Consider the following 18,021-nt stretch of genomic DNA (forward strand, 5'->3'; position numbering starts at 1 on the left):
ACAGGAGTCTGAATTTTGAGTACTTTCAAACAATACAGTGTATTACCGGGATTCAATCTGGCACTGGGATTCACCCTGCTCTACCTGAGTCTGGTCGTACTGATTCCTCTGTCGGCAGCATTCATCCACAGCGCGAAACTGACCTGGCCGGAATTCTGGAGTACGGTGACTGCACCCCGGGTCGTCGCATCTTACCGGCTGACATTCGGAGCCTCATTTGCAGCCGCAGCGGTCAATGCATTTTTCGGACTACTGGTCGCCTGGGTGCTGGTACGTTACCCGTTTCCGGGCAAGCGTCTGGTCGATGCTCTGATCGACTTGCCTTTCGCACTGCCCACCTCCGTTGCTGGTATCACGCTCACCGCAGTCTATGCGGGTAACGGCTGGCTCGGCCAGTATCTGGAACCCCTGGGAATCAAAGTTGCCTTCACGCCCGTCGGTGTTTTCGTTGCGCTGACATTCATCGGATTGCCGTTCGTCGTTCGCACCGTCCAACCCGTACTGGAAGACATCGAGAAAGAACTGGAGGAAGCTGCTGCCATGCTGGGTGCAACGCGCTGGCAGACTTTCCGGTACATTATTTTTCCGGCAGTTCTGCCCGCACTGACCACCGGTTTTGCACTGGCCTTTGCCCGCGCCATCGGGGAATACGGCTCCGTCATTTTTATCGCCGGCAATATCCCGATGGTCTCGGAAATCACGCCGTTACTCATCATCACCAAACTCGAACAATATGATTACGCCGGCGCAACGGCCATTGCTGTCGTCATGCTGGTTATTTCATTCATTCTTCTGCTGATCATCAACCTGTTGCAATGGTGGGTTCGCCGTCGCAGCACAAAAGTATAAAAGGAAAGTCATGACTGCCATCCCGTTACCCCAAGCCTCTCCGGCGCCGCACAAGGTGGTTACGCAGGAATCACCGTGGGCGCGCTGGACACTCATCCTGCTGGCCCTCTCCTTCCTGTCGCTTTTTCTTTTACTGCCCCTGGTAGCAGTTTTCTTTGAGGCACTGAGAAAAGGATGGGAAGTTTATCTTGCAGCCATCACTGAACCCGATGCCCTCGCCGCCATCCGCCTGACCCTGATTGCAGCCGCCATTGCCGTACCGCTCAACCTGATATTCGGTATCGCAGCCGCCTGGGCAATTGCCAAATTCGAGTTCCGCGGCAAAAGTATCCTCACCTCCCTGATCGATCTGCCATTCTCCGTCTCTCCCGTCGTCGCCGGATTGATTTACGTACTGATATTCGGCCTGCAGGGCTGGATCGGTCCATGGCTGCGGGAGCATGATCTTTCCATCATTTTTGCCGTGCCCGGCATCGTTCTGGCAACGATTTTCGTGACTGTGCCGTTCATTGCACGTGAGCTGATTCCACTGATGCAGGCACAGGGAAGCGAGGAGGAAGAAGCCGCCATCATTCTGGGCGCAAGTGGCTGGCAGACACTGTGGTACATCACGCTTCCCAACATCAAATGGGGATTGCTGTATGGCACCATTCTCTGCAACGCCAGAGCAATGGGCGAATTCGGCGCCGTCTCGGTCGTTTCCGGACATATTCGCGGCCTGACCAACACCCTTTCCCTGCACGTCGAAATTCTCTACAACGAATACAACTTTGTTGCTGCTTTTGCAGTGGCTTCCTTGCTGGCGTTACTTGCACTGATTACGCTGGTACTGAAAACGCTGGTTGAAGCAAAAGTGGCACAACAAACCTCCAGAGGAAATCATTCATGACTATCGAAATACATAATCTATCCAAGCAATTCGGCTCTTTCACCGCACTGAACGACATCAATCTGAAAGTCAACCCGGGAGAGCTGCTCGCGCTGCTGGGCCCCTCCGGATCCGGTAAAACCACACTGCTGCGGGTCATTGCCGGCCTTGAAACAGCCGATTCCGGGCAGGTGCTGTTCAATCAGGAAGATTCAACCGACAAACACATTCGTGATCGGCATGTCGGGTTTGTCTTCCAGCATTACGCGCTTTTTCGCAATATGACCATTTTCGAGAATGTGGCTTTCGGCTTGCGTGTACGCCCCAGAAAACAGCGTCCCAGCACCCGGGAAATCCATCGACGCGTGACCGAGCTGCTGCAACTGGTGCAACTCGACTGGCTGGCAGATCGTTATCCGCACCAGCTTTCCGGGGGGCAACGCCAGCGCATCGCACTGGCACGGGCACTGGCAGTCGAACCCAGTGTTCTGTTACTGGATGAGCCTTTCGGTGCGCTGGACGCCAAGGTGCGCAAGGAGCTGCGTGCCTGGCTGCGCAAACTGCACGACGACATGCACATTACCAGTGTCTTCGTGACACATGATCAGGAAGAAGCACTGGAAGTGGCAGATCGGATCGTCGTCATGAACCGGGGCCGTATCGAACAAATCGGCACTCCCGATGAAGTCTATGAGAAACCGGCCAACCCGTTCGTATATGAATTTCTTGGACACGTCAATCTGTTCCACGGGCGTGTGCATCAGGGCCATGCATGGATTGGCGATCTCGAAGTCGATGCCCCGGAGTACTCAGAAGCGGAAGATCTCAGTGCCATCGCCTATGTGCGGCCGCATGACATCGAAGTGGATCGGACATTAAACGGTGAATCAGCTCTGGCTGCCCATATCGTCCATATTCTCGCTATCGGGCCGGTCGTACGGCTGGAGCTGGCAGGCAAAGACAATCAAAGTACAAACAGCATTTATGCCGAGATCAGCAAAGAACGTTTTCGTGAATTGCAACTGGCAAGAGGAGATCAGGTTTTCATCAAGCCGCGCAAGCTCGATCTGTTTCCCAACCATACCCAAAACGGATCGATACATTGATGACAGCCTCTGAAAAAACAGCTTTGCCGGAATTACCCTATCTGCGCACGACAATCAGCAACGTTGTCATTGAGTTGCGTAATTTACGCGAGACTTCACTGGAGCATCGGCAGAGACTCAACAACCCGCCCAAACTTCCCTCACGCAAAACGCTGGCGGACATCATCGACAAATTGAGTGCCGCATTGTTTCCCAACCGCCTGGGTCAACCCGATCTGACCGGAGAAAGTATCGATTACTTCGTAGGGTACACACTGGATACCGCCCTGCGCGATCTGTCGGCAGAGGTAATCCGGGAGCTCCATTTCGCTTCCGGGCTCGAAGCTATCAGCCATACGGTTCGAGAGCGGGCGGTGGAAATCACGCATGTATTTGCCGGGCAGTTGCCTGCCATACGCCATATTCTGGACAGTGACATTCGTGCAGCCTATGAAGGCGATCCGGCTGCACACAATATCGACGAGGTACTGGTCTGCTACCCAGGTATCACCGCCATCATCCATTATCGGCTGGCACATGAACTGCACAAGCTGGGAGTCCCTCTGATTGCACGCATGATTTCAGAAATCGCGCATTCTCTGACTGGCATAGAAATACATCCCGGAGCCCGGATTGGTGACAGTTTCTTCATAGATCACGGAACCGGAGTCGTCATCGGGGAAACGGCCATCATCGGTCGTAAAGTACGCCTGTATCAGGCAGTCACTCTAGGCGCCAAACGTTTCCCGGTAGATGAACAAGGTGCCTTGATCAAGGGAAATCAACGTCATCCAGTCGTCGAAGACGATGTCGTGATCTATGCGGGAGCGACCATCCTCGGGCGTATCACTATCGGACATGGCTCCACGATAGGCGGAAATGTCTGGCTGACACACGACATCCCCCCCGGGAGTCATATCACCCAGGCGCAGATGCGCCATGAAAAAGTACCCGGTTAATTTCAATTGCATATCTTTATTTCGTATATGCGAATAACGCCGGATTATTCAGAATAGTTCGGTGACACAAAACGCTGTTTTTTCCCAACAATCTTCAGGAGAATTTAAATGACTGATATTCATCAGGCACAGACCGCATTAGGTGATGTTGCGGCCCGTACACTTGCCAACGCGACTAAAACCATTCCCATGATGGGCACGATCACGCCACGGTGGCTGACTCATCTGCTGCAGTGGGTTCCGGTCGAGGCAGGTATCTACCGCGTCAATAAAGTCAAAGATCCTGACGAGGTTGAAGTCGACTGCTCCAACAAGGATGAGCGCGAATTACCTGCCACTTACGTAGATTATGAGGAATGGGGGCGTGAGTATGTACTCAGTGCAGTCAATACCGTGCTGGATGTTCACACTCGCGTCGCCGATCTTTACAGCAGCCCGCACGATCAGACCCGCGAGCAGCTCCGGCTGATCATTGAAACCATCAAGGAACGCCAGGAAAAAGAACTGGTGAACAACAAGGAATACGGTTTGCTCAACAATGTTGCCAAGAACATGAAGATCAAAGTGCGTACAGGCGCACCCACCCCGGATGATCTGGATGATCTGATCTCGCTCGTCTGGAAGGAACCGGCCTTCTTTCTGGCACACCCCAAAGCCATTGCGGCATTTGGCCGGGAATGCACACGGCGGGGCGTACCTCCTCCCACCGTATCGATGTTCGGCTCACAATTCCTTACCTGGCGCGGGCTGCCCCTCATTCCATGCGACAAAATAGGCATTACCGGAGGGAAAACAAGTATCCTGCTGCTACGCACGGGTGAAAGCCGGCAAGGGGTGGTGGGACTCTATCAGCCGGGACTGCAAGGCGAACAGGGCATGGGATTATCTTTACGTTTCATGGGGATCAACCATAAGGCCATCGCTTCTTATCTGGTTTCACTGTATTGCTCACTGGCCGTGTTGACTGAAGATGCACTCGGTGTTCTGGAAAATGTCGAAGTGGGTAAATACCATGAATACAAATGAGTTCAACCAGTGGATAGATAAAGTATCGGGTGAGGCATCCGCTTATGTACCCGATATCGAATCACTGACGCAAATGGGCAATGCGTTATTCAACACTCCTCCGCTTTCCCGATCGACCGAACCGCCTGCTTTGACGGTTCCCGGTGCTGAAGTCAGTCATTCACGCCCAGCCACCGGGTCGAGCTACCCTTCGACCATTCCACTGCCTTGCGAAGCGGAACTGAAAGCCCTGTTCACACCGAATCAGTATCGTGCACCGGCGCATACCGGACTGTCTGGTTCAGATCATTCCAATCATCCACAACGTGGGGCCTCATTTTATTTCCTCGATAAAGGGATAGCACCCGAGCGCCATGACCGGACAGCACAAATTCCTGCTACCCATCCCCCCTTCGATATCCATGCGATCCGGCGTGATTTCCCCATTTTACAGGAACACGTCAATGGGCATTCCCTGGTCTGGCTGGACAATGCCGCGACGACACAGAAACCTCAGGCAGTCATCGATCGGCTAACCTATTTCTACACGCACGAAAATTCCAATATTCACCGGGCCGCACATGAACTGGCAGCCCGTGCGACAGATGCGTATGAGGAATCGAGGAATAAGGTTCACCAGTTTCTCAACGCCTCATCCACCGATGAAATCATCTTTCTGCGGGGAACGACGGAAGCGATCAACCTCGTTGCCCAAAGCTGGGGACGTCAGCATATCAGCGCCGGAGACGAGATCATCATTACCTGGCTGGAACATCATGCCAATATCGTTCCATGGCAGATGCTGTGTAATGAAACAGGTGCCCGATTGCGCGTGGTACCGGTCGATGAGGATGGACAGGTTTTGCTGGAAGAATATCAAAAGCTGCTCAACTCACACACCAGACTCGTTGCATTCTCACAGGTTTCAAATGCACTCGGTACCATCACGCCCGCCAGACAAATGGTGGAAATGGCACACCGCGTCGGTGCACGTGTACTGGTCGACGGCGCACAGTCGGTTTCACACATGCGGGTCGACGTCCAGCAACTCGATTGTGACTGGTTCGTTTTTTCCGGGCATAAGGTATTCGGCCCGACCGGTATTGGTGTTTTATATGGCAAGGCGGAACTGCTCAACGACACGCAGCCATGGCAGGGAGGCGGCAATATGATCCAGGATGTCACTTTCGAAAAGACAGCCTATCACGGTGCCCCTGCCCGATTCGAGGCGGGAACCGGCAATATTGCCGATGCAGTAGGATTAGGCGCCGCAATCGACTATGTGGAACGTATCGGTCTTGAAAATATCAGCCGTTACGAGCACGAATTGCTGGCCTATGCCACCGGGTGTCTCAAATCGATAGCAGGGCTGCGGCTCATTGGTACGGCACCAGATAAAGCCGGCGTACTGTCTTTTACCCTGAAGGATTTCTCTTCGGAAGAAGTCGGTACCGCGCTCAATCGTGAAGGTATTGCCGTCCGCGCCGGCCATCACTGTGCACAACCTGTTCTGCGTCGCTTCGGCGTGGAAAGTACCGTCCGCCCCTCGCTGGCTTTTTATAACACATATACGGATATCGACAGGCTGGCCGCTGCCATAGACCGTATCCGGGGAAAGAAGAACGCATTCTGAACACCATGCGGTACAGATAACGGGCCTGCATGACTTCTGTACCGCATTCACTCCACGATCACAACACGTATCGACAACAGGTATAAACACGTGAATTTTCAGCAACTTCGCATCATCAGTGAAACAATTCGGCAGAATTACAATTTGACGGAAGTAGCCAATGCCCTGTTTACCTCGCAATCCGGGGTCAGCAAGCATATCAAGGATCTGGAAGATGAACTAAACGTCGACCTGTTCATCCGGAAGGGCAAACGACTGACCGGACTGACTGCACCGGGCAAGGAACTGGCCAAAATCGTTGACCGCATTCTGCTGGATACCAGAAATATCAAACGACTGGCAGAACAGTTCAGTCAGCATGACCAGGGTGAACTGACCGTGGCCACCACCCACACCCAGGCACAATATGCCTTACCGGATGTTGTCGGGCAGTTCAAAAAAATATTCCCCAAAGTTCATCTCGTACTTCACGAATCCAGTCCCGGCGAGATCGTATCCATGCTGCTGAATGGCCAGGCGGATATCGGCATCGCAACAGAAGCGCTGGAGAGTACTTCTGAACTGGTATCGTTTCCGTACTACACCTGGCATCATGCGGTCATCGTACCAGCAGGGCATCCGCTGCAATCGGTACACCCGCTCACGCTCGAAGCTGTTGTGCAATTTCCGATCATTACCTATCACAAAGGTTTTACCGGGCGTTCCCGAATCGATCAGGCATTCTCCCGTGCCGGACTGATGCCCAATATCGCCATGTCCGCCCTCGATGCGGATGTCATCAAAACCTATGTCGCTCTGGGCATGGGCATTGGTATCGTTGCATCTGTCGCATTTACACCAGAACGGGACACCAAACTGATCAAACTGGATGGTTCCCATCTGTTCGAGCAGAATACCACCTGCATATCCATACGACGTAACCACTATTTGCGCGGATACGCCTACCGGTTCATCGAGCTGTGCATCCCTTCACTGAGCAGAGATACTATCTGCTCAGAAATACAGCAGAACGGCTACTGATACGAAATTGGTAGAGTCCATATCCCAGCGTTTCAAATGACTGATTGGGGCCGTCGTATAGCGTAAACTCTTACAGTTCGGCGCGTTCAGAACTTCATGGATGGTTGTCCGGCTGACACAGAAGCGTTCTGCCAGCTGTGTTATTTTCCAGAGTCAAATTTAATAAAGATGCAAAATTTCCTGATGATCCGGTAAAGTCAGGCATGTGCATCTATGTACGTTCATCTGCAGTATTTTTCTGAGTACTGTAAATAACACTAGAAATTCTTATATATAAAAGAAGAAGGGGAAATTGCGTGTTTAAAAGAGTCGGTATTTTTGTTGCGCTCGTTACATTGAGTTTGATATTTAATCAACCCGCCACGGCTGGCAGAACCGTAGAGGATTTTCAGGTTTGGGGAAATATTACTGCACTTGGTAATTTTGGCTTCATCAATCCGGGCAACCCCGATTTGAAAAAATTCAGATGGTGGATGGAAGGACAGGGGCGATTCGGTAATGATTCCTCACAGTTTACGCAGGCTATCATCCGCCCGGGTTTGGGCTATGCGATCACTGATAAAATCATCATCTGGGCGGGCTATGCCTGGATTCCCTCGGATGAACCGCTGGTACCAAAGTCAGGGCTCCCGTTCGATGAGCATAGAATCTGGCAGCAGGTAACCTGGGCGGATGAATTTTCTTTCGGTAAATTGTCATTGCGCAGTCGCTTTGAGCAGCGCTTCTTTGATCACAATGCACCTGTTTCTGGTAGTGACGATGTGGCTTACCGTTTCCGTCAGCTGGTAAAACTGGCGATTCCAATAGCCATGATCGATCCCAATCTTACTTTTATCATTCAGAATGAATTGTTCATCGGGTTGAACACGGTTAGTAATCCGGGTTTTATTTCCCGTGGCTTCGATCAGAATCGCGCTTTTGTGGGTCTGGGTTACAAAGTTCATCGGAACGCGACTGTTGAACTGGGTTATATGAACCAATTCATTGACAGGCGCCATAATCCTCGTCCTGATCAAATGATGCACAATTTTGCAGTTAACCTGTTTCTGAATTTCTAATATGCAAAGTCATTAATCCAGAGAGGTAATCACTATTATTTGCGCGGATGCCTGCCAGTTCATCGAGCTGTGCATCCCTTCACTGAGCAGAGATCATCTGCTCAGAAATACAGCAGAACGATTACTGAAACCAGCTGGTCTTTTCCGGATTCTCGTTCGGAGTACGATTATCTGCATTGTCCGAGGTACGGTTATCTGTATCAGAAGGCCAGGAAGAAAATGGAAACGGGCGTTGTTCGCTGTTGAATGTCAGGAACAGACTGATCTGGTAATCATACATTGCCAGCTGGCGGCCCAGTTTAAGCAGTCGGGTATTGGCCTGCCCGGTCAGGACAGTCGATCCGAGCTGAAACAGGGCCAGCAGCACGATCAGAAATTTCACACTCCCCTGGATAAACATGAACAGCAACATAAAAAGTACACGAATCCAGGTTTCAGTACTCTGCAATCGTTGTTTTACTTCGTCGTTCATAAAGTGATGTCTCAAACGGGTTGATGAATTCGGCTATATATTTACTACTTTCAATCGGTGCGGGATTTGCTCATTCTTTTCTGCAGGATCTTGAGTATCTCCTGCAGAAAATGTATTGACCAGGTCACACCAAAACCGGTAACTTCCGTACCCACCGCACCCAGTCCATCCTGATGACGGCAAGCAGAAAGATCCATGTGCAGCCAGGGAATATCATTCACAAAATGCCGCAGAAAACAGGCGGCAAGAATATGGTCAGCTTCGCTTTCTATAGTGCACTGTTTGATATCAGCGATTTTGCTGTCGAGATCAGCCTCGTAATCACTGTCCACCGGTAATACGCACACCCGCTCGCCACTTGACCGGCCAACAGCTACCGCATTCTGCGCCAGATAATCCCGATTGGTGAAAACTCCGCTGTAACGTGATCCCAGCGCGGTAATCAGACTGCCCGTCAGCGTGGCGTAATCGATGATCAGATCCGGTTTTTCCCTGGCGGCGAGTGTCAGCGTATCAGCCAGCACCAGACGGCCTTCGGCGTCGGTATGAACGATTTCTATGGTCATGCCATTCAGAGCGGTGATCACATCGTTTTGCTTGAATGCCGCAGGACTGATGTGATTCTGTGCGATGGCAAGCCAGCAGTCGATATTGATCGGCAGATCGGCTCGCGTAGCTGCCAGCAGCACACCGAGCGCCACTGCAGAACCATTCATATCCTCATGCATGCCATACATATAGCGTGCCGGTTTCAGATTATGACCGCCGGTATCGAAGCAGATCCCCTTCCCCACCAGCGCAATCGTTTTACCGGTTTCCCCGTGCTCTGCGGTTCTGCGCAAATGGACGATCGCTGCATCGTCCGTGAGGCTGCCCTGGGCAACGGCACTGAATGCACCCGCTCCCAGTTCGCGCAATCGGGACAGCTCATATTCCTCATATTGCCAGTTCTCACTGGCGGCCAGCTTTCTGATCTGCTCGCGGTAAGTTCTGGGTGTCAGTTCATTAGGTGGCAGAATGGTCAATCCTCTGGCAAGAAAATTTCCCTCTGCCTGCGCACATTGCATGGCAAACCCGGTGGAATCCACCATCCCGTGCAGGCAAATTCGCTCCAGAGGCTTATCGTCCGGCTTACGCTGCTTGCGTACCGGCAGAATTGCTCCATTGACCCAGGCAACATACACTGCAAGCTCAGCCAGATGACGCCTTTGAGCATCATCCCCATAAACAGCGAGATGGATTTCGGCCGGGTGTTCATTCAGCAGCAACTGCATGGCCTTGCGCAGACTGGTCTGCTGCTCGAACAGCGATTTACCGGGATCCACCATCACCCAGGCATACAACCCTCCATGCTGCAAACTGGCCGACAAAGGCGTTTCAGCCAGCCGGTTTACCGGTATACCCTGCCGTTGCAGCAAATCATTCAATACCTGCTCGGCAGGCAATTGATATTTCCCGGGGATTTTGTCTGTCTTGGGAAAGATAATCAGTAAGTGAGAAGCCCGGGTTGATTCGTCGAAAGTGTTATCGTTTTGTATAAGTGTGGCGAGCATTGGTTTCCGGCCGGGTGGCACTCCCAAAAAGCCCACCGGCATCATTGTCAAAATAACGTTGTATTATATCCGCTTGATTCACCCTTTCAGGATTATTCATGTATCAGTACCTCGACCTGATGCGACATGTGTTGCAATACGGCCATAAAAAGAGTGATCGCACCGGCACCGGCACACTCTCCGTTTTTGGCTATCAGATGCGCTTTGATCTGCAAACGGGTTTCCCGCTGGTGACAACCAAGAAATGTCATGTCAAATCGATCATTCATGAACTGCTATGGTTTCTGCGCGGTGAAACCAACATCGATTACCTGAAAAGAAACGGGGTTTCCATCTGGGATGAATGGGCAGATGAAAACGGTGATCTGGGCCCGATCTACGGCCATCAGTGGCGATCCTGGGCAGCTTCCGACGGCACTGTCATTGACCAGATATCGCAAGTGATCCAGCAAATCAAAGAAACACCGGACTCACGCCGGATGATCGTCTCCGCATGGAATGTAGGTGATCTCGACAAAATGAAGCTCGCCCCCTGTCACGTACTGTTCCAGTTTTACGTGGCGGATGGCAGACTCTCCTGCCAGCTTTACCAGCGCAGTGCCGATATCTTTCTGGGCGTTCCCTTCAACATTGCCTCTTATTCACTGCTGACACTGATGATTGCACAATGTTGCGACCTGCAGCCCGGCGAATTCGTCCATACCTTTGGTGATGCGCATCTGTATCTGAACCACCTTGAACAGGCGCGGTTGCAACTGGAACGCGAACCCAGAGCACTCCCAGTCATGCAACTGAATTCAACAGTCAGAAATATCTTTGATTTCGGATACGAGGATTTTACCTTGCACGATTATGATCCTTACCCGCCTATCAAGGCACCGGTGGCCGTATGACCATCCCGCCGCTTTTACCCCCCCGGCTGGCGATTCTGGCTGCTGTTTCAGCCAACCGGGTAATCGGGCTGAATAATACGCTGCCTTGGCATCTGCCGGCTGATCTCAAGCATTTCAAGCAACTGACCACCGGCCAGATCGTCGTGATGGGGCGCCGGACGTTTGATTCGATTGGCAGGCCACTGCCTGATCGTACCAATGTCGTGCTCACCCGGCAACGTCACTTTGATTGGCCCGGTATCCTCACGGCAGGTTCGATACAGGAAGTGCTGGAGCATTTTTGTGGTGACGATCGGCAGATCTTCATCATTGGTGGTGCTGAAATCTATCAGCAGACGTTGCCGTTCTGCCAGCGTTTATATCTGACCGAGATTCAGCAGGATTTCGCAGGAGATACTTTTTTTCCGGAGTATGATCGTGATGACTGGCGGGAAACCTCTCGTGAAACGCATCATGCCTCGGACAGCGGCATCGAATATCATTTCGTGGTATTGGATCGCAAGCAGCCGATCAATGCAGGTGCCTGTTCAACAAATTTATCCTGACTTTGAACGGTATCGATCTCACTGATCGGCGGTAAACGCTTATCACAACACCTTGCCTGTTTTGGGAGAAATCAGCGATTCAGTCTCGATTCGTACATGCCATTTCTCCATCCACTCACCCAGCGCTTCGGCCGGCATCGGTCGCGAGATGAAATTACCCTGTGCCAGATCACAACCGGTCTGGCGCAGTAATTCCCAGTCTTCACGATCCTCCACCCCTTCAGCAACGGCTTCCATATTCAACTGCTTTGCCAGGGCCAGACTGGCATCATATATCGCGCGCAGTGTTTCATCGCCCGAGGCCCGATGTACGAACCCCTGATCGATCTTGAGTTCATCAAACGGAATATCCCGCAATTGTGTCAATGAGGAATGGCCGGTACCAAAATCATCGATAGACAAATGAAAACGTTTCAGACGCAAGCGGGTTAAAATCTCCAGCGAGACACGCACATCCCCCATCAGCTGGCTTTCAGTGATTTCCAGTACGATTTTGCCGGGAAGAATTTCAGCCTCGGCAGCCAGCCTTACCACAGCATCCTGAAAATCGAGCGATGTCAGATTATCCATCGATACATTGACGGCCACTTTCAGCTCATATCCGCTTTGCTGCCATACTTTCGCCTGGATGAAAGCCCGGCTGAGCACGGTGTGAGTCAGCCGGCCGATCAGACCGTTTTCCTCTGCCACGCCGATAAACTGATCGGGATAAACCATTCCATCCACGGGATGATGCCAGCGCACCAGTGCCTCGACACCGGCAATCGCACCGGTATCGACCCGAACCTTGGGCTGGTAATAATTGATCAATTGACCGGAATCGATGGCGGTTCTGACTGTGTCGGCATCATAGATTTTTCGGGTATTTCTTTCCCCGCTCCGCATGGATGACGGCACATCCAGCTTCATCAGCAGCATACGCAAACTTTCGGGTTGTACCGGCTTTTGCAGGTAACCCAGAATAGGGATCCGATGTGCCTGCACCAATTTCTCTGTCGTTCTGAGCATTCGCTCATCCTCGCCACTGACGAGAATCAGGCTGCCGGAAAACTTTCGTTCGACCAGATGACGAACGAATTCGATACCATCCATACCGGGCATGTTGAGATCCAGCAGAATCAAACCGGGCCGGGTTGCGACATCATCCAGCAACTTCAAGGCATCTACTCCGTTTTCACAACAAATGACGGATGAAAACCCCATATTCGCCAGCATTCGCATCAGCAGTTTCAGTATGAACGGATCATCATCCAGGATCAGGATTCTGGTGGTGAATATGTCAGCCTTCATTCTGAAAACCTCAAGTAAGAGTGCTTGGATGCACAGATGGATAACAGCTTAACCTGTCGATAAACATTGCGTCAGAATATCAATACTCCTGGCACCGGCAAAGATGACAATCTAAAACAGAATCAGCCCTGTTTCACTATATTCTCGAACACCAACAACAATATATAAAAAAGACTAAATATTTAGCACTACTGAAATATCCATGCGCGCCGGGTGGTCAGTAATTCGGCTGGAGAATCGCCAATTATCATTGGATACAGGTTGCGTCTGATCTGTTACACCCGGCTGGGTCAACCTGCCAAAGCATTAATTACTTACCAGCGTTGCCGTCACACGTTTCTTTCTCATCTGGGCACCAGTCCCAGTCAGGAAATCCAACTTCTCTACCAGTCACTGACAACAGATTTGCGTACCGAGTAGTCCTGGCATTCCGGGTATGACGATCTCATACCACCCGCACTTCGGATAGATACTCCGTCAGGTAGCCTGAAATCAGGAAAGACATCTTCTATAGATAGTCGATATGTCCACGTGACGGGTCATGCAAGTACCAGAAAAATATCCCTCTCGCCTTCTTGTCCTTTGACTATTTTCCAATCTGTAACCGATATGTAACGCCTGGTTTGCCACAATCCTACCTCTTGTCATATTTCCGGGAATGAAACGGCTATCCGGATCTGTTACAGGAAATGAAATATGAAATTTACATTCAAGAGCGAATTAAACGCCTGATTCATAACATTCAACAGAGGAGAAAGTAAAATGGAGCTCGAGTTCGGTTGTGGATTCCCCACACATGATTCTCATCCATTGCACCATCTGAAAAGGTCGTGCAAAACATTATCGACTGGAATAGCCTGGTCGATGGCCACCCTCGCATTGCTGTTACTGTTTTCCGGAACCACAGCGGCAGCAGGAAATTTACACAACATCGTCATATATGCTGAAAGACTGCCCGGTAACCTCTATGGATACCGCATGGCCGGACACATAGTCAGACAACCGGATGGAACACAGATTGATATCACAAACCGTTATGTCACCAGTACCGCCACAATTCCGGGGCCGACCATCATTCTGGACGAAGGGGATATAGCCGACATCGAACTCCTGCATCAGTTCGATCCGCATACCCCCTTCCAGGAGCATGTCAGCCTGCATGTCCATGGTGTGCATTACGATCGGGAAAGTGACGGCACGCTGAAATACATCAATCTGTACAAGGATGAGAGTGCTGTTCCTCACCTCTCCTACGTTTATCGCTGGAATGCCGCACCCGGTACAGCCGGAACCTGGCCCTACCATGACCACAACATGGAGAACCACAACGGAGCAGAGGACAAAGGTTTGTTCGGTGCTCTTATCGTTCGTTCAGCTGCGGAAGCCAGACAGGCCAAAACCAGCAGCAATCGGGCTCATGTTTCACCGAATGTTGCCAAGGATTACGTGTTCTACCTGGGTGACGATGCCTTCTGGGCCATGGAAATCGATAACGCCACCGGCAAGCAGACTGCTCTGGGTACGAACCCTCCACTTACTGCACAGCGCAATACCAATGTCAGATTCCATCTGATTGCACTCGGCACCAACTTTCATCAGTTCGAACTACCGAAGTATCAGTGGACCGATCCAGGCACACGCAACACGATCAACCGGAAAGTCCTCGGGCCACTCGAAAAGCACGTCTTTACAGTCAAAGCGACCCATTCCTCGCGCTACCAGGATACTGCCTTCGCCAGCAGATTACTGGGGATGCGGGGTGACTTCATCGTCACCCGTTGATCGCGCACATATTGATCTGTTTCTCAAATCAAGGAAAAAAAATGAGATCCAACACTTTTATACAATTTGCAGCAACGCTGGTTGCATTCGTTGCTGCCTGCCTGTTTCCCTCCTGGTCGATGGCAGCGACCCACAACGTCGTACTATCGGCTGAAACCTTGCCAAACGGCCAACCCGCCTATAAATTGCTCAGCCACACCAGCAGTAACGGTACCGTACCAGGCTATGCAACCGAGGCCACTATTCCCGGCCCGACACTGTTCATCAAAACAGGGGATAAAATCAATGTTCAACTTACCAACAATACTCAGTCCCCGGTCAATTTCACTGCCCCCGGTCTTTCAACGGGTAATAGTGCCCTGGCTGCTCCGGGACAAACAAAAAGCTACCGGCTGAATGCCAGAAAAGCCGGTACTTTTGCTTACCATGACGAGAAAGCACCGATGCTGGGCTTATTCGGTGCGATCGTGGTCGATGAATCGAATGGCCATGTTCAAAGTTATGTGGATGGCGATGGCACTATCGTTTCCACCAAACGCTCTCAACTGAGCAAGGAATTCGTGCTGTTCATGGTCGGCTCCACTTTTTGGGGAACCGAGATCAGTCGTAATGGCAATCAGCAGCCTCTGTGGGCCAATCCTGATCTGGGTGCCTATCAGGACGATCTCCTCCGTTTCCATGTACTCGCAGTAGGCCCTGGACATACTTTCCATCTGCATGCACACCGCTGGATCGAACCCGGCAGTACTCAGAAAGCACCCCATATCATCGATACCCATATCCTGGATGACCTGAACAACAGCCATGTCTTCACCATCAAGGCTGGAACCGGTGTCGGCCCGGGTGTCTGGCAACTTCACTGCCATCTGATATCGCACATGCAATCCGGGATGAACAGCCGCATTCATGTGGTTGCCCGTGACTCAGGACAGTCTGCAGACAGTATCGTTGGTGCATCTCCCAGCGGAGCCATTTTTCTCAATGATAGCGATCAGCCCGGACTGGTCACATTTATCGTAAGTGATGAACCTGCCGGCTGGTTCAGAAGTGCTCGCGGTGATGCACTGAGCCCGGTGACCCATACCAAATCACTGGAAATCATCCCTCCGGGCAGCAGTGTTCACTTCGTCATGTCGGATACTGCAGGTGTGCACACCATCACCAGTCTGTTGTGGCCAAGCGAAGCCGGACATAACGACCATGGCGGTGATCATTTCATGATTCCGTTCGATGAAACCAAGGCTTACCGGGGTGGCGCCATCCTCAAACTCAACGTACCTGGTCTGTACGTGTTCACCTGCAAGATCCATCCCTTCATGTTTGCCGCTGTGATTGTCGATGATCCGGCAACAGACGGTCTGGATCTGGGCAACACCATCGATCTGATTTCAGGGGTCAAAAATTTACCGACCAGCAGTGATCTCGCCACACGTTTACTGCATACCTTCTTTGTGACAACCGTACCAAAGAACTGGCAGGACTTTACTTCTCCCAATCCCTGGAAGATCGCTTATCCGAATGTGGATGTCATCGTGGATATCGGTAAAGTTTCACTGCCAGCTGTGTTGAATGCGCGTTATGGTAACGATATCAGCCTGTCACCCTTACCTAGTCCAGCGGTACCAGGTATAGGGGAAGTCTGGGTCGATACCCAGTTCGAGAAAACTGCCGGCAAAACCAAGCCAGGTACCATCACTGTAGTTGACACCAGTAACTGGACGCTCAAGCGAAAAATTGCCCTGCCACAAATCAATATGAACAATCCGCACAACATGTGGCCTAATCGCGATCATTCGATTGTCTATACCACTCAGTGGTTCGACAACAAACTGACCGCGATCAAACAGAAAACGGGCAAACTGGCCAGTAACGTCCAGGTGGGTGATTCACCTTCTCATGTCATGACACTGCCTGACACGGATGATATTACCGTGGCCATCAACGGTGAGAATGACATCGTTATCATTCCGGCTGGCACAACCAAGGTGAACTATGCCTTACTGACACAGAGTCATGGACAGGCACCTGGTAACCCTCACGGTCACTGGATTTCAGCAGACGGCAAACGCATCATCACACCCAATATCAATACTCATGATGCGGGCTTCTATGATGTCGAGGATGGCAAAATCGTTGCCAGGACGGCTACCGGCGAAGGACGGCCAGGCGCGCATCCGATTGCAATCGGTATGCTGCCGGATTCCAGCAAGGTATACGCGGCCAACTTACTGCATCACAGCGTCAGTGTCATGGATGGGGACGGCAACTTCATCAAAAACATCAATCTGATCGAGCATTACGATCCGATTTCCGGTGCAATCAACGGGCCAATCGGAATATTGCCGATCCAGTCACCAGTATCACCTGATGGCAAAGTCATGGTAACGGCTTCTTATGGGGGTCAGATTGTCGTGATCGATACGAGAACGGACAGCATCGTCAAGTCATTGCCGTGCGATCCCGGTTGCCATGGGGCCAATTTCGGAGCAAAAAAAGGTGGAGGATACTACGCCTATATCACCAACAAATTCTCCAATCGGCTGATCGTAGTCGATCCGGATCCAAACGGTGATGGTGATCTGAGTGATGCTGAAATTGCCGGTGCTGTTACGCTGGTGGCCGATCACCGTGTGCCAAAGGACGACAAGATCAGCAGTCTGGCGGGTTTTGGCGGCCAGGGAATAGTGGCGTTACCCAACGTCTATAACGGCTGGGTACAAAATCTCAACTCTCAATGGTCAGCCGGTCTCACTGATCAGCAACGTAATCCGGTTCAGTAACCCTCTGATGAACTGAGCACTCCAGGCTGGGAGCAAGTAGCACACTCCCGGCCTGTCTCGCACTGTAACCCTTCTGTTCGTTCGTATTGCACGCAATCCCGACCTCGGGTTCATCGACACAGAAACCCGTCCCGATCAGAGATACGCCAGTTTTCAACTATTTTCCAGATCAGCCAGTTTCCGGCCAGTAAGGTAGCCAGCTTAAAACCCTGGTGGAATTTCTGTTCCT

16 protein-coding genes are annotated in these 18,021 nt (G+C 51.5%); 13 read left to right on the forward strand and 3 right to left on the reverse strand.

Features of this window, described 5'->3' with window-relative positions:
- Positions 1-15 precede the first annotated feature (15 nt).
- The 8 genes from cysT (at position 16) to HRU73_RS06765 (ending at position 8,477) form a co-directional block, all read left to right on the forward strand.
- Positions 16-849 carry a sulfate ABC transporter permease subunit CysT gene (gene cysT, locus HRU73_RS06730; RefSeq protein ID WP_287398197.1) on the forward strand — a complete coding sequence of 278 codons (834 nt, stop codon included), beginning with the start codon at positions 16-18 and terminating at the stop codon, positions 847-849.
- Positions 850-859: 10 nt separating this feature from the next.
- Positions 860-1,738, forward strand: a complete 879-nt coding sequence (gene cysW / locus HRU73_RS06735; protein WP_287398198.1) for a sulfate ABC transporter permease subunit CysW — start codon at positions 860-862, stop codon at positions 1,736-1,738.
- Positions 1,735-2,823, forward strand: a complete 1,089-nt coding sequence (locus HRU73_RS06740) for a sulfate/molybdate ABC transporter ATP-binding protein (protein ID WP_287398199.1) — start codon at positions 1,735-1,737, stop codon at positions 2,821-2,823. Before cysW ends, HRU73_RS06740 begins: the two co-directional genes overlap by 4 nt.
- Complete coding sequence (gene epsC / locus HRU73_RS06745; RefSeq protein ID WP_287398200.1) at positions 2,823-3,761, forward strand: serine O-acetyltransferase EpsC; 939 nt, start codon at positions 2,823-2,825, stop codon at positions 3,759-3,761. Before HRU73_RS06740 ends, epsC begins: the two co-directional genes overlap by 1 nt.
- 108 nt (positions 3,762-3,869) lie before the next feature.
- Positions 3,870-4,787, forward strand: coding sequence for a family 2A encapsulin nanocompartment shell protein (locus HRU73_RS06750; protein WP_287398201.1), 918 nt, complete (start codon positions 3,870-3,872; stop codon positions 4,785-4,787).
- On the forward strand, positions 4,774-6,399 hold the full coding sequence (locus tag HRU73_RS06755) for a family 2A encapsulin nanocompartment cargo protein cysteine desulfurase (protein WP_287398202.1): 1,626 nt from the start codon (positions 4,774-4,776) through the stop codon (positions 6,397-6,399). The genes HRU73_RS06750 and HRU73_RS06755 overlap by 14 nt, the downstream gene beginning before the upstream one ends.
- Positions 6,400-6,489: 90 nt before the next feature.
- Positions 6,490-7,419 (forward strand): CysB family HTH-type transcriptional regulator, encoded by a 930-nt coding sequence (locus HRU73_RS06760; RefSeq protein WP_287398203.1) that lies wholly within the window; start codon positions 6,490-6,492, stop codon positions 7,417-7,419.
- Positions 7,420-7,715: 296 nt separating this feature from the next.
- Positions 7,716-8,477, forward strand: coding sequence for a DUF2490 domain-containing protein (locus HRU73_RS06765; RefSeq protein WP_287398204.1), 762 nt, complete (start codon positions 7,716-7,718; stop codon positions 8,475-8,477).
- 121 nt (positions 8,478-8,598) lie between these two features.
- Here HRU73_RS06765 and HRU73_RS06770 read toward each other — a convergent pair whose 3' ends face one another.
- The gene (locus HRU73_RS06770) at positions 8,599-8,949 is read right to left on the reverse strand and encodes a DUF4389 domain-containing protein (protein ID WP_011111196.1); all 351 of its coding nucleotides are present in this window, start codon (positions 8,947-8,949) and stop codon (positions 8,599-8,601) included.
- A 50-nt stretch (positions 8,950-8,999) separates the two neighbouring features.
- Positions 9,000-10,502: a M17 family metallopeptidase gene (locus tag HRU73_RS06775; RefSeq protein ID WP_287398206.1), complete on the reverse strand. Its 1,503-nt coding sequence runs from the start codon at positions 10,500-10,502 to the stop codon at positions 9,000-9,002.
- Positions 10,503-10,600: 98 nt separating this feature from the next.
- On the opposite strand from HRU73_RS06775, the gene HRU73_RS06780 reads away from it, so the two are divergent.
- Positions 10,601-11,395: a thymidylate synthase gene (locus HRU73_RS06780; protein WP_287398207.1), complete on the forward strand. Its 795-nt coding sequence runs from the start codon at positions 10,601-10,603 to the stop codon at positions 11,393-11,395.
- The gene (locus HRU73_RS06785) at positions 11,392-11,940 is read left to right on the forward strand and encodes a dihydrofolate reductase (protein WP_287398208.1); all 549 of its coding nucleotides are present in this window, start codon (positions 11,392-11,394) and stop codon (positions 11,938-11,940) included. The genes HRU73_RS06780 and HRU73_RS06785 overlap by 4 nt, the downstream gene beginning before the upstream one ends.
- Before the next feature lie 42 nt (positions 11,941-11,982).
- On the opposite strand, the gene HRU73_RS06790 is transcribed toward HRU73_RS06785, so the two are convergent.
- Positions 11,983-13,230 carry an EAL domain-containing response regulator gene (locus HRU73_RS06790; protein ID WP_287398209.1) on the reverse strand — a complete coding sequence of 416 codons (1,248 nt, stop codon included), beginning with the start codon at positions 13,228-13,230 and terminating at the stop codon, positions 11,983-11,985.
- A gap of 213 nt (positions 13,231-13,443) precedes the next feature.
- Between HRU73_RS06790 and HRU73_RS13425 the strand changes: the two genes are divergently transcribed.
- The 3 genes from HRU73_RS13425 (at position 13,444) to HRU73_RS06800 (ending at position 17,792) form a co-directional block, all read left to right on the forward strand.
- Positions 13,444-13,650, forward strand: a complete 207-nt coding sequence (locus HRU73_RS13425) for a bacterial transcriptional activator domain-containing protein (RefSeq protein WP_353765014.1) — start codon at positions 13,444-13,446, stop codon at positions 13,648-13,650.
- Between the two features lie 342 nt (positions 13,651-13,992).
- Positions 13,993-15,012, forward strand: coding sequence for a multicopper oxidase domain-containing protein (locus tag HRU73_RS06795; protein WP_287398210.1), 1,020 nt, complete (start codon positions 13,993-13,995; stop codon positions 15,010-15,012).
- A gap of 41 nt (positions 15,013-15,053) precedes the next feature.
- On the forward strand, positions 15,054-17,792 hold the full coding sequence (locus HRU73_RS06800; protein ID WP_287398211.1) for a multicopper oxidase domain-containing protein: 2,739 nt from the start codon (positions 15,054-15,056) through the stop codon (positions 17,790-17,792).
- The last annotated feature ends 229 nt before the right edge of the window (positions 17,793-18,021 follow it).

Source organism: Nitrosomonas sp. H1_AOB3 (genome assembly GCF_015709435.1).
GTDB classification, from domain to species: domain Bacteria; phylum Pseudomonadota; class Gammaproteobacteria; order Burkholderiales; family Nitrosomonadaceae; genus Nitrosomonas; species Nitrosomonas europaea.